Origin of the sequence: Clostridium sp. D46t1_190503_E9 (genome assembly GCF_015555225.1) — a bacterium.
Lineage (GTDB): Bacteria > Bacillota > Clostridia > Clostridiales > Clostridiaceae > Clostridium.
On sequence record NZ_JADNKB010000004.1, the window covers coordinates 159,684 to 175,492 of the forward strand.

At 29.6% G+C, this 15,809-nt stretch carries 5 protein-coding genes; all 5 read left to right on the forward strand.

Going from position 1 to position 15,809, the window contains the following annotated elements:
- Window positions 1-428 precede the first annotated feature (428 nt).
- The 5 genes from I2E83_RS06190 to I2E83_RS06210 all read left to right on the forward strand — a co-directional run bounded on the left by I2E83_RS06190 (window position 429) and on the right by I2E83_RS06210 (window position 15,573).
- On the forward strand, window positions 429-5,735 hold the full coding sequence (locus I2E83_RS06190; protein WP_195429050.1) for a beta-N-acetylglucosaminidase domain-containing protein: 5,307 nt from the start codon (window positions 429-431) through the stop codon (window positions 5,733-5,735).
- 374 nt (window positions 5,736-6,109) lie between these two features.
- Complete coding sequence (locus tag I2E83_RS06195) at window positions 6,110-10,576, forward strand: glycoside hydrolase family 2 TIM barrel-domain containing protein (RefSeq protein WP_195429051.1); 4,467 nt, start codon at window positions 6,110-6,112, stop codon at window positions 10,574-10,576.
- Between the two features lie 116 nt (window positions 10,577-10,692).
- The gene (locus I2E83_RS06200; protein WP_195429053.1) at window positions 10,693-12,474 is read left to right on the forward strand and encodes a sensor histidine kinase; all 1,782 of its coding nucleotides are present in this window, start codon (window positions 10,693-10,695) and stop codon (window positions 12,472-12,474) included.
- A gap of 14 nt (window positions 12,475-12,488) precedes the next feature.
- Window positions 12,489-13,700 carry a response regulator gene (locus tag I2E83_RS06205; protein ID WP_195263732.1) on the forward strand — a complete coding sequence of 404 codons (1,212 nt, stop codon included), beginning with the start codon at window positions 12,489-12,491 and terminating at the stop codon, window positions 13,698-13,700.
- Window positions 13,690-15,573, forward strand: a complete 1,884-nt coding sequence (locus I2E83_RS06210) for a substrate-binding domain-containing protein (protein ID WP_195429055.1) — start codon at window positions 13,690-13,692, stop codon at window positions 15,571-15,573. Before I2E83_RS06205 ends, I2E83_RS06210 begins: the two co-directional genes overlap by 11 nt.
- The last annotated feature ends 236 nt before the right edge of the window (window positions 15,574-15,809 follow it).

Genomic DNA, 15,809 nt, shown 5'->3' on the forward strand with positions numbered 1-15,809 from the left:
TAGTAATGATAGTCAAAAAGATTACATTTTAAAAAGAATTCATAATTGAATGAGTATAAGTATTAAAACATATACAAAAAAAATGATAAAATTTTAGAAAAAATTATTGTAACTAAAGGTAAAATATACTAGAATATATATGAAAACATTGTCATGTATTTGTTAAATTAGCGTGTAATCAATTAAGTTTGAGCATTAGCTGAAAAGGAGTTAGTATTCTTTTCGGCTTTTTTTATGCAACAATGCACTAAAATTAAACCCATATTATGTTTACTTGTAAGCAAATGAGGGAATGTGTGCAAATCTACGCAACAGTCAAATTATAGAAGAAGCAAATTCGAAGTACAGTTATAGAAAAATCAAACTTAAATATATCCATTTTGTTAGATCAAATGCATAACAAAATAAATTTAAGGGGGAAAGAGACGATGATAAAAAAATCTAAAAGGTATTTATCAGCAATGCTTACTGGAGCCATATTATTATCGAATATGTCAGGCACAATTAGTGTATCGGCTGAAACTCTGTCTAATGGAGTACCTAATGCTGAAGTCACTACAGTAGAAAATACTGAGTATGAAATTTATCCATCACCACAAAGAATAGAGTATAATGATGGAAGTTCTAATCTTAATAATGGTGTAAACGTTGTTTATGAAACTGGTATAGATAGCTATACCAAGACTCGCTTAGAAAGTGAAATTTTAAAAGCACATAACATTGGCTATGAAGTTTCATCATCTAATGCAGTTGTTGATGGAAAAACTAATATTTTAGTAGGTATTGAGGGTTCTGGTGAATTTGTTGATCAGTATGCAGACAAATATACTTTATCAACAGAAAATCTTTTTAGTAAAATTGATTCTTATTTCTTAGCTGCTGATAATAATGTTATTACTGTTCTTGGAAAAGATACGGATGCAGCTTTTTATGGGTTAACAACTTTATATCATGTAGTAAATCAAATAAATAATAATATAATAAGGAATTTTAAAATTGAAGATTATGCAAACGTAGTTACTAGAGGATTTATAGAAGGATACTACGGAAATCCATGGTCAGTAGAAGACAGAAGTGATCTTATGACTTATGGCGGGTATTATAAATTAAATGCTTACTTCTATGCTCCTAAAGATGATCCAAAGCATAGAGTTCAGTGGCGTTCACTTTATACTGAAGACGAGCTTACATGGATTAGGCAATTAGCAGATGCAGGTAATGCTTCTAAGTGTAGATTTGTATATGGAATTCATCCATTTCCAGGAAACGATGCCTTTGGAATAAATAAAGATGAAGCAGGGTATCAAAATGATTTAGCTGATTTAAAAGCTAAGCTTAAACAAGTTATAGATCAAGGTGTTAGACAAATTGCTATACTTGCAGATGACTTTGCTAATCCAGGAGGAGAACTTGGTCTTAGATTAGTAAACGATATAACTACTTGGTTAGAAACTGAAGTAAAGGCACAATATCCTGATATGAAAACTACATTACCATACATTCCTTTTGATTATATGGGAAATGGATCAAGTAATGAGTTTAGCTATTTACAACAAGCTCCAGAAAATGTACAACTTGTTATGACTGGTGGAAGAATTTGGGGAGAAGTAACTCAAAATTTCTCACAAACATTCAAAAATAATACAGGTAGAGCACCATATTATTGGATTAACTGGCCATGTTCAGATAACTCTAAGAAACATTTAATTATGGGTGGTAATGATACATTTTTACATCCAGGAGTAGATCCAACACTTATTGAAGGAATAATGCTAAATCCAATGCAACAATCAGAAGCTAACAAATCAGCTCTATTTGCAGTTGCAGATTATTCTTGGAATATTTGGGAGACTAAAGCAGAGGCAGATAAAAACTGGAATGATTCATTTAAATATATGGATCATAATACAGCGATAGAAACTGAAGCTTCATCTGCTTTACGTGAAATTAGTAAGCACATGATAAATCAAAATATGGATGGTCGTGTTACTGCATTACAAGAATCTATCGAATTAGCTCCTAAATTAACAGCATTTAAAGAAAAATATGATTCAGGTGCACTTGTTAAAGAAGATGCATTAGCATTAATTGAAGAGTTTACAAAAATTAAAGATGCAGCAGCTTATTATAAAAATAATCCAGGAAATGCAAAGACAAGAGATCAAATAATTTACTGGTTAAATTGCTGGGAAGATACAACAACAGCAGCAATTGGATATCTAAAAGCTATTATTGCAAATGAAGAAGGAAATAATAATGATGTTTGGACAAACTATTCAGAAGCACAAGCTGCATTTGAAAATTCAAAAACTTATGGATTTCATTATGTAGATCATACTGAATATGCAGAAGTAGGTGTTCAACATATTGTTCCATTTATAAAAACAATGGAACAAGCTTTAGCTCCAATAGTTTCTGGGATAGTAGATCCATCTAAGGTAGTTGCATCTGTTATAACTAATAGATCAGATGTTCCAGCTGGAAACTTATCAAATGTTTTAGATAACAATCCTTCAACTGAAGTTGTTTATAAGAATCCAAATTCTATAGTAGCAGGAACTTATATTGGTGTTAAGTACAATAAAGTAATTAATATTAAAGACATAGAATTTTCATTAGGTGCTATTTCTAACCCAAATGACACAATGCAAGAAGCTAAGCTTCAATATACAGTAGATGGTAGAGAATGGATAGATTTAAATGAAGAAGTTTATACTATGCCAAGTAAAATTGTTGTTGATGGTTTAAATCTTGATGCAATGGGAGTTCGTGTTATTGCAACTAAAGATAAATCAAATACATGGTTTGGTGTTAAAGACATAATAATTAATAAAGATGATATTGTAGAAGAAGATAATGAAATAAATGCTACTATAATAAGAACTCCAGGATGGCAAGGAATTTATAGTGGATCTGAGTCAAACTTATTAGATGGTAATGACTCAACTGATGTTTGGTATAAAACTCATACAGGAGATATGAGTTATGCTGGAGATTACATTGGAGTAGATTTAGGTTCAGTAATTCCAGTAGGAGATGTTAGATTTGTTGTTGGAAGAAATGGTTCAGGCGATAAATGGTCTAGCTATAAATTAGAATATTCAATAAACAATCAAGATTGGACAACGTTTAAAGAATATACAGGAAAAGATAGTGGACAAGATATAATTGAAGAAAATCTTGAAGGAAAAGAAGCTAGATATGTTAGATTAACTAACAAGGAAGAGGCACATAAATGGGTAATCTTCTCAGAAATTAGTGTTAAAAAGTATGGCTCAGAGGTATCAACAAAGAATGTTTATACAAATACTGATTTAGAGCTTGCATCAATTTTTGAAAATGAAGAGTTAACAAAGCTAGCTCCAAAAGAAAATATAACTTTACAGGCTAATGAATATATAGGAATTAAGTTAGATAGAATTAAGGACTTAAGTGAAATAGCTTTAGAAGTATCAAATATGGATGGATTAGCATTACAAACATCTATGAATGGATTAGAGTGGACTGATGTTAATTTAGAAACAAGAAGTAATTTACAAGATGCTAGATATGTAAGATTAATAGCAAATAAAGATGTTACTTTCAATTTAAATAAATTTGAAGTTAAGTCTAATGAAATATATGCGCCATCTATAGTAGAATCATTTGTAAAAATTAATGGTAAAGTAGAAAGCATATTTGATAAAAACTTCAATTCATCAGCATCATTTGATTCTTTCCCAAGAAAAGATAGTGGCATAGTATTTGATTTAGGACAAACTATGAATATAAGTAATATTACTTATGCTGTATTAGATACAGAAAGAGATTTCCTAAGAGATGCTAAATTCCAAATATCTTTAGATGGAGAAGAATGGACAGATGTAATAACTATTGGTGATGGTGTGGAAAATGATAATAGCGATATGGATGCTAAGCCAGTTGATGCTGGATATGACCACGGAGATAGTACAACTATAGTTCCAATTTCTCATGCTTTTGTAAAAGGTGAATTAGATTCAGCTAAAGAAGCAAGATATTTAAGAATACTATTTACTGCAAATTATATGCATAGATGGGTTAAAATAAGCGAAATCTTAATTAATGATGGTGAATATGTTCCAAATGTAAATGATCCAACTTTTGTTTCTAATCCAATAGAGGTAGAAGGATTTGGACCACAAAATATTAAAGATGGCGATTTAACAACAGCATATAAACCAAATACTAATAATGGACAAATAAAATCAGGAAGCTTAACATATCGTTTATCTGAAAATACAGATGTTAAGAAAATAAACATTGTTCAAAGTGGAAATGGTATTTCAAATGCTAAAGTTATGGTTAGAACTGGATATGATGAAGATGGACAAGAGATTTGGAATGAACTTGGAACACTAGATAAGAGTTTAAATGAAATTCTAAATACTGAGTATGATAACATTTATGAAATAAGAATTGATTGGGAAGGGGTAGCTCCTACTATATATGAAATAGTTACAATCAATAATTATGATATACCAAATATAACTGATTTAGAAGAATTAATAGCATCTTCTGATGAGTATATAGCAGAAAAATACACATCAGGAAGTTTTGCTATATTTACTGAAGCTTTAGAAGCTGCAAAATCTACATTAGATAATTTAGCAAGTGTAAGTCAATCTGATATTGATAAAGCTAAAGAAGATTTAGTAAATGCAATAACTGGATTAGTTGATATTCAAGATTTAAAAGCTGTTATTAATAAAGCAAATGCTATTATAGGTAGTGATGTAGAGTACACAGAAGCAACATTCAATGCTCTTAAGGAAGCTTTAGAAGCTTCAAATACTGTTTTAGCTAATGCTGATGCAACAAAAGATATGGTAACAGAAGCTATAGACAATGTTGATAAAGCTATCGATTCTTTAGTTGTAGTTGAAAATAAACCTGCAAATAAAGAACAATTACAAGCTTTAGTTGATAAAGCAAGTTCAATATCAGAAGAAGACCTTTCAAAAGTTGAAGATGAATCATTAGTTGCTGAATTTAAAGAAGCTTTAGAAGAAGCTAAGGCTATACTAGCAGATGAAGAAGCAACACAAGAAGTTATAGATGCATCAGTAGCTAGATTAATTAAAGCAATAGAATCTTTATCTTTTGAAAATACAGATAAAGGAGCTTTAACTGATTTAATAGAAAAGATAATGAACTTAAATAGTGAAAACTATACAGAAGAATCCTGGAATGCCTTAAAAGATAAATTAGAAATTGCAAAGGAAGTTCTTTTAAATGAGAATGCTTCAGAAGAGGAAATTCAAAAAGCTTATGATGAATTATTTAAAGCTTTCTCTGAATTAAAAGTAAAACCAAGCAAAGAAAGACTTGAAGCTTTAATAAATAAAGCAGAAGGTTATAAGAAGAAGGATTACACAAAAGAAAGTTTTGAAGTCCTTAGTGAAAAATTAAAAGCAGCTAAAAAAGTATTAAAAGATAAAAATGCTACAGAAGCTGATGTATTAAAAGCAGAGCTTGAATTACAAAAAGCAATAGATCAGCTAGTAGTAAGAGACAATAATAATAATAATAATGGCAGCAATAACAACAGCAACAATGGTAATAACAATTCTAATAATGGAGGCTCTGGAAACAGTGGATCTTCTAATAATGGTAGTGGTAATTTACCTCTAACAGGGGGAACTTCATCACTTGCATTAGTAGGAATTGCAGTGACACTTATTGGTGCTGGAACTGTACTAAGAAGAAGAAAGTAATTTCCATTCTTCTTGGCCCCAGGGAATTTCCCCTGGGGCTTAATTATTACAAGTTGAAATTATGAAAATTCTTAGATAAATCTATAAATTTCTAATAGGTTTAGTAAATGATTACATTAGAGTGAAATATAGTGATATAATGTGAAATATGTAATAAATTAAGTGAAATAACATTCGCAATATTAGTTAAAGAAGTTTTAAATATGGTTAATTATTTTGAAATTATAGTATCAAAAAAATAGTATTTCAGTGTTTTATATAGTTTCGATCGATATTATTATAGCTAAATAGCACTTATATAAGATTAAAAAATTTATGCTTAATAATATTGTTCAAATAAATAAAAAAGATATTTTATAAGGGGAGGATTTGAGATGAGACCATTTCAAAAAAAATGTTGTGCTTTATTGGTAGGGATGTCTGTAATGACTAGCTTAGTACCAACAAATAGAACATCTGCAATATCTTTAAGCTCTGAAATTAAGCAAAAGCAAAATGCTGAAACAGTGTATGTAGGTTTTATTAAGGATGGAGAAAGATCTACATTATTTAACCAAGATTGGCGCTTTTACAAAGGTGATCAAGCAGGTGCAGAAGCAGTTGATTTTAATGATTCATCTTGGCGTTCTTTAAGCTTACCACATGATTGGAGTATTGAAGGAGATTTTACTGTTGAAGGTGAAGCAGAAAGTGGGTTTTTATTAGGTGGTACTGGATGGTATCGTAAGCATTTTGTTGTTCCAGAAAAGTATGAAGGTAAAGAATTTACTATAAATTTTGATGGTGTTTATATGAATGCTGAAGTTTATGTAAATGGTAAGCTAGTAGGTGAACATAACTATGGTTATACAGCATTTGCTTTTGATATTACTGATGAATTAATATGTGACGGTGAAACTGAAAATATAATAGCCGTTAAAGTAAAAAATCCAATTCCAAGTAGTAGATGGTATTCAGGAAGTGGTATATATAGAGATGTTACTTTAACAGTTACAGATTCTATCCATGTTTCACATTTAGGAACAACTGTTACTACACCAGAAGTTGAATCACAAAAAGGAGGAAATGTTGATGTAGTAGTTGAGACAATTGTAGAAAATGAATCAGATAATAATAATGATATTAAACTTAAAACTACTGTTGTAAATTCTAATGGGGAAGCAGTTAGTAATCCAGTAGAAACAACTGAAAATATAGTTGCAAATGGAAGTTTTACTTTTAAGCAAACTGCAGTAGTAAATAATCCAATTTTATGGTCAGTGGATAACCCTAATATGTATAAAGTAAAAAATGAAGTTATAGTAAATGATAAAGTAGTTGATACTTATTATGTAGACTTTGGATTCAGATATTTTAATTTTGATAGAGATACAGGTTTCTCGCTAAATGGGGAGAATATGAAGCTTAAGGGTGTTTGTATGCATCATGACCAAGGAGCTTTAGGAGCAGCATCTTATTATAGAGCTGTTGAGCGTCAAATGGAGATAATGAAGGAAATGGGTGTAAATGCAATTCGTGTTACTCATAATCCAGCAAGTCAAATGTTATTAGAAATTTGTGATAGATTAGGACTTTTAGTTATAAATGAAGCATTCGATACTTGGACAAACTCTAAGAATGGTAATGTAAATGATTTTGCTAAATTCTTCAATACTCCTATAGAAGAAGGTAACCAGATAATTAATGGGGAACCAGGAATGTCTTGGGGAGAATTTGAAGCTAGAGAAATGGTTAAAACTTCAATAAATAATCCATCAGTAATTATGTGGTCAATAGGAAACGAAGTTTTAGAAGGGATAGGAGGAGATTCATCTAACTATGCTACAATTGCAGAAAATATTGTTAATTGGATTCAAGATGAAGATACAACTAGACCTGTTACTATTGGAGACAACAAAAGTAAGGGATTGGATAATAGAGCTATAGCTATTTCAGATGTTATTGCTAATAATGGTGGTATAGTAGGGTTTAACTATGCTAATGAAAATCAATTTAACAGTTTAAGAAATAGCAAAAGTAATTGGATACTTTATGGATCAGAAACTAGTAGTGCAGTTCATAGTAGAGGATATTACAAAGTTAGAAATCATAACAATGAAAGTAGAAGGGATCTTCAATTACCTGAGTTTGATAATAATGCAAATAAAGTAGGTTGGGGACACTCTGCAAGTGATGCATGGAAATACACAATAAAGCATGACTATAATGCAGGGGAATTTGTGTGGACAGGCTTTGATTATATTGGAGAACCTACACCTTGGAATGGTACAGGAACTGGTACTGTTGGTGGAGGAGTTGGAGCAGCTCCAAAATCAAGTTACTTTGGTATAGTTGATACAGCTGGATTTGAAAAAGACGTTTATTATTTATATCAAAGTCAATGGAATGATGATGTAAACACCTTACATGTATTACCAACATGGAATGAAGAAGATATCCCAGTTGAAAATGGAAATGTTCAAGTTGATGTATTTACAGATGCTTATAGAGTTGAATTATATGTAAATGGAAAACTAATTGGAACTAAAACAGCAACAGAGAATATAACCGATGCAGGGTATAAGTATTACACTTTTGAAAACGATTCACTATATCCAAGTTTTATTGTTCCATATGAAGCTGGAACAATAGAAGCAAAGGGATATGATAAGGAAGGTAATTTGTTAACTAACACAGAAGGTAGATCTTCAGTTACAACTTATGGAGAAGTATCTACTGTAGATTTAAGTGCTGATAAAACTACTATAAGTGCAGATGGATATGACTTATCTTATATTACTGTTGACTTAGTAGACGCAAATGGAAACATAGCTTCAGGTGCAAATAATAGATTAACTTATACTCTTGAGGGAAATGGTAAAATAGTTGGTTTAGATAATGGAAATGCAGCTGATACAGATAGGTATAAACCAGCAACTGATAAATCAGGAACTAGAAGTGCATTTAGTGGTAAGGCTTTAGTTATAGTTCAATCAACTAGGGATGCAGGCGAAATGACTTTAACTGTTTCAGGTGAAGGATTAGAATCTAAATCTATAACTATCAATACTGTAAATACAGCAGGTGATAACAAATATATAGAATCTTATGATATAGTTAAAGATTATTATGTATCATTAGAAGAAAAGCCATTATTACCAAAAGAAGTTACAGCTAGATATAGTGATGGTACTACTGAAACTTTAAAAGTTGATTGGAATGAATATGATGAAGCTCAATTAAGTGCTCCTCAAATATTTAAAGTTACCGGTAAATTATCAGGAACAGATATTGCAGTAGTTGTTAATGTACATGTAATTGGTGATGTAGTTTCAATGGAAAATGTATCAACTTTCACATATTCAGGAAATACACCTACGCTTCCTAAGACAGTAAAAGGATATTTAGCAAATGGTACTGAATCAGAAGAGTTTGTTGTTAATTGGAATCTTGATGGTCTAGATTTTTCAACTGAAAATACAAATGTTACTGTTCCTGGTACTGTAGAGTTATTAGAGGAAACTTATAATGTTATAGCAAATGTACGTGTAGTTCCAGCTTTAAAAGCAGCTAGAAATCTTGCTATAAATAATTCAAGTGAAAATGATGATATCCCAACATTATCTCAAAGTTGCGTAGTAACAGCAGATAACTTAAATTCTATCAATAATGGAATTACAAATGGTGGAGAAAATGTTAATGAGCGTTGGACAAACTGGAATGAGCGTAATTTAACTGGAGAAAATGGTGAGCCTAAGGGAGCATATGTCCAATTTGATTGGAATAACAAATATGATATAGATCGTCTAGATTTATGGTTATTTACAGATAACTTAAGTGCAAGAATTCCAAAGAAAGTTGAAATTAGCTATAAAAATGAAAATGGAGAGTATGTTGTTGCTCCACATACAAATACAACAGAAGTATCACATGCAGCAGGAGAAACAACTTATTTCTTAAATGAGGTTATAAATACTGATAGCATTAGAATTTATATACAACAACCACAAGTTGGAAATTGTATTGGATTAACAGAAGTAAAAGTTTATGAATATGTAGTGCAAGAAAATGCTAAAACTACAAACACTTTAACAGAAATAAAAATAGATGGTAAAGCTTTAGAAAACTTTGATCCAACTATAAATGAATACTCAATTAATTTAGAAAAATTACCAGAATTAGTTGAAGCAACTTCAGAAGAAAATGCAGCATTAACTATATTACCAATTCATAATAATAAATCAACAATAGTTGTACGTGCAGAAGATGGATCTAAAAATATTTATACTGTAAATTATGTATTACCAGCACCAAAGGAATATACAGTTACAGTAAACAAAACAGAAGGTGGTTCAATTGCTGGAACAGGAAAATATGTAGAAGGTCAAGAAGCTACTTTAGTTGCAACAGCAAATAAAGGATACAACTTCATAGGTTGGTTCGATGAAGATGGAAAAGAGGTCAGCAAAGATGCAACTTACAGATTTATAGTTAGCTCCGATGTAGTATTGAATGCTAAATTCGAAAAAATTCCAGAAGCTGTAGATCCAAGTGATCCAACAGATCCAGAAACTCCAAGTAACCCAGAAAATCCAAGTAATCCAGAAGAACCAACAGAACCATCAGATCCAAGTGATCCAAATAATCCAGAGAAGCCTGTAAATCCAAGTGATCCAGGAAATCAAGGTGGGTCAAATAATCAAGGAAATGTAAATGAGCCAAGTGATTCAAATGGAAGTAGTAATGATAAATTGCCTTCAACTGGTTCAGTGGTATCAAGTACTCAAATACTTGTAATATCTTTAGTACTAGTAGGAGTAGGAATAGTTATATTAAGAAAAAGAAAATATGAATTAAAATAATATCTATTTATATAGGCCTTAGGAGATTAACCTTTGGCCTATTATTTATTTCCAAACTAACCTTCCATTTTGTGTATATTAAATATATAATTTTACTAGGGGGCATTTGGATATTTATGTATAAAGGAAAGATAAGAAATAGGCTTTTAATATTTTTTTTGGTTATAACTTTTTTGCCTATAACAACTTTAGGAATCTTTGCAAATTTAATTTACACAAAGATTGTTGAGAAGAAGGTAAATCAGCATACAGAGCAAATGATAAAACAAATAGAAGTGAACATAGATAACCATATAAAATCAGTAGAAAATATTCTTATGTATATATCTAATTCAGAGGATGTAATAAACTTTTTAAAAGAATCAGAAGAAGATTCTAGCTCTAGCGAAATTTCTATATTAGAGGATAGAATAAAGAAAAGTTTAAAGGTATATACAGATGTGAATTCTGAAATTTTTGGATTATTAATTGTTAATAATTATAATAAATATATAAGTAATGAATTAGAGAAAAAAACAAGGGATTCTTTAATAAAAGAAACATGGTACACTGGGGCTATTAATGAAAGTGGAAAAGTATATTTTTTTAGTAATCCTATTGGAAGAAATCTAAGGTCATATAAAAGTTATAGTGCAGAGGATATAATTTCTATCAGCAAAGCCGTTATAGATAAAGAGACAAATAAACCTATAGGTGTTGTTATGGCTGATATTAATTTAAAAAAGTTTGATGATATAATAAGAGACAATTATATTGGAGAAAAAGGTTTTTTTTATCTTTTAGATAATAATAATAACATAGTATATTCTCCAGTTAATTCAATAATATATAGAATAAATAGTAATAATTTTGATAATAAGAGCGATAGTTTCATACATTCTATAAATAATGAAACTTTTAAGATAATGTACACTACAAGTGAGGTCACGGGTTGGAAAAGCATAGGTGTATTTTCTTTTGAGGATATAACCAAAGACATAACAGTTATGGAAAGGTTTACTTTAATAATAGCTATAGCTACATCCTTTTTGGCTGTTTTTTTCTCACTTTTATTTACAAATAGTATTGTAACACCTATTAGAGAATTAAGGACTTTAATGAAGGGGGTAGAATCAGGTGATTTAGATTTAAAGTTTGAAGAGTATAAATATAGCAATGAATTTGGAGAACTTGGTCATAGTTTCAATCATATGGTAAGTGAAATAAAAAAACTTATAAATATGGTATATGAAGAGCAAAGAAGTAAAAGAAAGGCAGAAATGGAGACATTGCAAGCTCAAATAAAGCCACACTTTCTATACAATACTTTAGATACCATAGCCTGGATGGCAGAGGATTATAATGCAAAGGATATTGTTAAGTTAGTGGCTGCATTAACGAAAGTATTTAGAATTGGCTTAAATAAAGGAAAGGAAGTTATTAAACTTAGAGATGAAATTGAACATATTAATAGCTATTTAATTATACAAAAATATAGATATGAAGATAAATTAAGCTATGAGATAAACTTTCATAATGAAATTTTGGATACTTTGATTTTAAAGCTTATAACTCAACCAATAGTAGAAAATGCTATTTATCATGGAATAAAGGAAAAAAGAGGCAGGGGGAAAATTTATATTAATTTTCGAAAAGTTGCAGATGAAATAATTATTACTGTGGAAGATAATGGAGCAGGCATAACAGAAGAAAAGTTACTAAATATAAATTCTATGTTAGAGACAAGCAATAGTTTTTGTATAGATTCGGAAAGTGGCTCTGGATATGGAATATCTAATGTTAATACTAGGATTAAGCTTAGTTATGGACAAAATTACGGACTACACTATTATAGTAAGCTTGGAGAATGGACAAAAGTAGAAATAAGATTACCATTTAAAAATGATTATAAAAGGTAGGAGGGGAGTTATCTTTGATTAAGGTTTTAATTGCTGATGATGAGCCGAGGATAAGAAGAGGAATTAAAAGTATAATAACTTGGAAAGAAGAAGAAGTGGAGCTAGTAGGAGAAGCTGAGGACGGAGAAGAAGCACTACAATTAGCTATAGAAAAGAAGCCAGATATATTACTGTTAGATATTTGCATGCCATTTTTAAATGGAATTCAATTAATAGAAGAGTTAAATAAGGTGCTATGCAATCCTGTTGTAATAATAATATCAGGACATGACGAATTTAATTATGCACAAGCGGCTTTAAGACTTAGAGCTTTTGACTATATTTTAAAGCCAATTGATAGAGAGAATTTTAATAATGTTTTTATAAAGGCAAAGGATGAGGTTATTTTAAGAAGCAAGAAAAATGCAAAAGAAAGCTTTAAAAACATGGTTTTTGAAAATAATATTTCTTATTTAAAGGATAGCTTTTTCAAGGATTGGTTAAATGGAAAATTAGAAGCTGATGAATTAAAAATAAGAATGGATAATTTTAATATAAATTATTCTAATAATAAGGCTCTTGCATTAATAAAAATATTAGAAAAGAATTTTGTTGGTATAGTTAACAAAAATGAGAGAGAGTTAATTTCATATGGTGTTGTTAATATTTCAAAGGATTTTATGAGTAGTTTTAAAAATTTATATGTTTTTCAATATTCATCATCAAGAGTAGTAATACTATGCGATGTAGAATCTATAAGAGTATGGAAAGAGGTATTAATAAACTTAGAAGAGAAAATAAGTACTTTATTTAAGATTGACATTATAATTGAAAAATCTTTACTAAGTAATAATCCCATGGAAATTAAAGATACTTTCGATAAATTAAAAAGTAATATCTTAGAAAAAAGTAAAAAAACACCTATTGTTTTAGAAGTTGAAAAATATATAGCAAAGAACTACGGAGATGAGAATTTATCAATAGAGAAGTTATCTAATAAACTTGGAATTAGTCAAACTTATTTAACACGGTTATTAAAGAAAGAGCTTGGAATGAACTTTATAGATTATTTAACTTATATTAGAATTCAAAATTCAATAGAGCTTATGAAGGAACCTTCTATTAAGATATATGAGATATCAAGACTTGTAGGATATAGTACACAACATTATTTTAGTAGTGTTTTCAAAAAACATATGGGTATGTCTCCTAATGATTATAGGATGTGTATAAATAATGAAGATTAAATATGAAGATTTTGTTTATTTTATAGCTATTATACTACTTGGAGTTTTTTCTATATTAACAGTAGGAGTAATAATTTTTAATAATGTAAAAGTTGATAATAGTGGAGAAGAAAAAACGTATATTATAGGAGTTTCTCAATCTCAATTAATGGAGCCCTGGCAAATTAAAATAAATGAGGAAATAAAAAAAGAAGCTAGTAATTATAATAATATTCAAGTTATATATTTAGATGCTGTTGGAAATTCAAATAAGCAAATTGATGATATTGATAAGCTTATGAATTTTGATATAGATTTACTAATCATTTCGCCATCAAATTCTAGAAGTGTTACAAAAAAGGTTTCTGAAGTTTATAAGGATATACCTGTAATAGTTTTAGATAGGGGTGTAGAGGGATATGATTATACTTTATATATAGGGCCTGACAATAACACTTTAGGAAAACAAGTTGGAGATTGTGTTTTAGATTTACTTGAAGTTAATGGTGGGAATATTGTTGAAATAAAAGGTGATTTAACTTCTAATGCAACGATTGAAAGAAGTAATGGGTTTAGAAGTAGGATTAATCAATGTAATAATATAAATTTAGTAAGTGATATTAGTGTAAATTGGAATCGTGATGAAGCTGAAGATAACATGAGAAAAATTTTTATGAATAATGATGATATTGATTTAGTTTTTGCTCATAATGATGCAATGGCATTAGGTGCATATAATGCATATAAAAATTCTAATTATAAGAAAGATGTAAAGTTTATTGGAATAGATGGATTAACAGGGGAAATGGGAGGAGTAAACCTAGTTGACCAAGGAACATTTTATGGAACTTTTACTTGTCCAACCGGAGGGAAAGAAGCTATTCAATATGCAATTGATATTTTAAATAAAGAAAAGGGAATTCCTAAAAAAGTTATTTTAAGAAGTAGTTTAATTACTAAAGAGAATATTAATGAGTATAAATTGAAAAAGGAAACGAATAAGGAAAGTGATAAAATAACTTTGGGTTTTTGTAATGTTGGTAATGAAGGTGGTTGGAGAGAAGCTAATGAAAAATCCATAAAGAATGCAGCAAGTGATTTTGGTATTGATTTAATTTATGCAGAAGCAGATTTAAATTATGAAAAGCAAGTAGATATATTAAATGGATTTATAGATATAGGTGTGGATATAATATCTTTTTCACCTGTTAAAGAAGAAGGTTTTGAAGAAGTTTTAAAAAGAGCAAAAGAAGCTAATATACCAGTCATATTAGCAGATAGAACTATAAATATTGAGGATAAGACTTTATATAATACATTTGTAGGATCGGATTTCAAAGAAGAAGGTAGGCGAGCAGCTAGATGGTGTATAGAAAATTTGGACAAAAATATAAATGTTTTCGAAATTCAAGGCATTTTAGGATCAACACCAACTACAGAAAGAAAAAGGGGCTTTGAAGAAGTAGTATCAGCAGTAGATGATATAAAAATAGTTGAATCTGATAGTGGAAATTATACATTTGAAGGTGGCAAAAAAGCAATGAAAAATTTCCTTGATAAAAGCTATAAAAAATATAGTAATTCACAGCTTTTAGTTTTTTCTCACAATGATGATATGGCACTTGGAGCAATAGAAGCTATTGAGGAACATGGAATTAAGCCAGGTAAAGATATAAAAATAGTATCAATAGATGCAATAAAGCAAGGAATTTTAGCTATGAAATCAGGAAAAATAAACTGCATAATAGAATGTAATCCTCTTATTGGACCAGAAATAATGAAGATTTCAAAGGATATACTATGTGGAAAAGATACAACAAGAATGATAATCACAGATGAAAAGATATTTGAAGAAGAAAATTTTGATAGGGAATGGCTAAATAGAGCTTATTAGGAGCGAAAGAGTGAAAGGGCGAAAGAATAAAAGAATGAAAGAGCGAAAGAATAAAAGAATGAAAAAATAAAAGAATGAAAAAATCAGAGGTATAATTTGTTCCAAATTATGAAATAGATTAATTTTAATTTCTTCTGTAAGGTTTTAATGGCTTTAATGGTTTTAATCAAAAGAATATTATAAATAAGAAAAATAAATTTAAAGGACAAGCGATGTGCATGTCCTTTTTTGTGCAG

What these genes read in the sequence shown, in the direction of transcription:
- I2E83_RS06200 (WP_195429053.1), top strand. Translation starts at nt 10,693, where the DNA reads ATGTATAAAGGAAAGATAAGAAATAGGCTTTTAATATTTTTTTTGGTT.
- I2E83_RS06195 (WP_195429051.1), top strand. Translation starts at nt 6,110, where the DNA reads ATGAGACCATTTCAAAAAAAATGTTGTGCTTTATTGGTAGGGATGTCT.
- I2E83_RS06190 (WP_195429050.1), top strand. Translation starts at nt 429, where the DNA reads ATGATAAAAAAATCTAAAAGGTATTTATCAGCAATGCTTACTGGAGCC.
- I2E83_RS06210 (WP_195429055.1), top strand. Translation starts at nt 13,690, where the DNA reads ATGAAGATTAAATATGAAGATTTTGTTTATTTTATAGCTATTATACTA.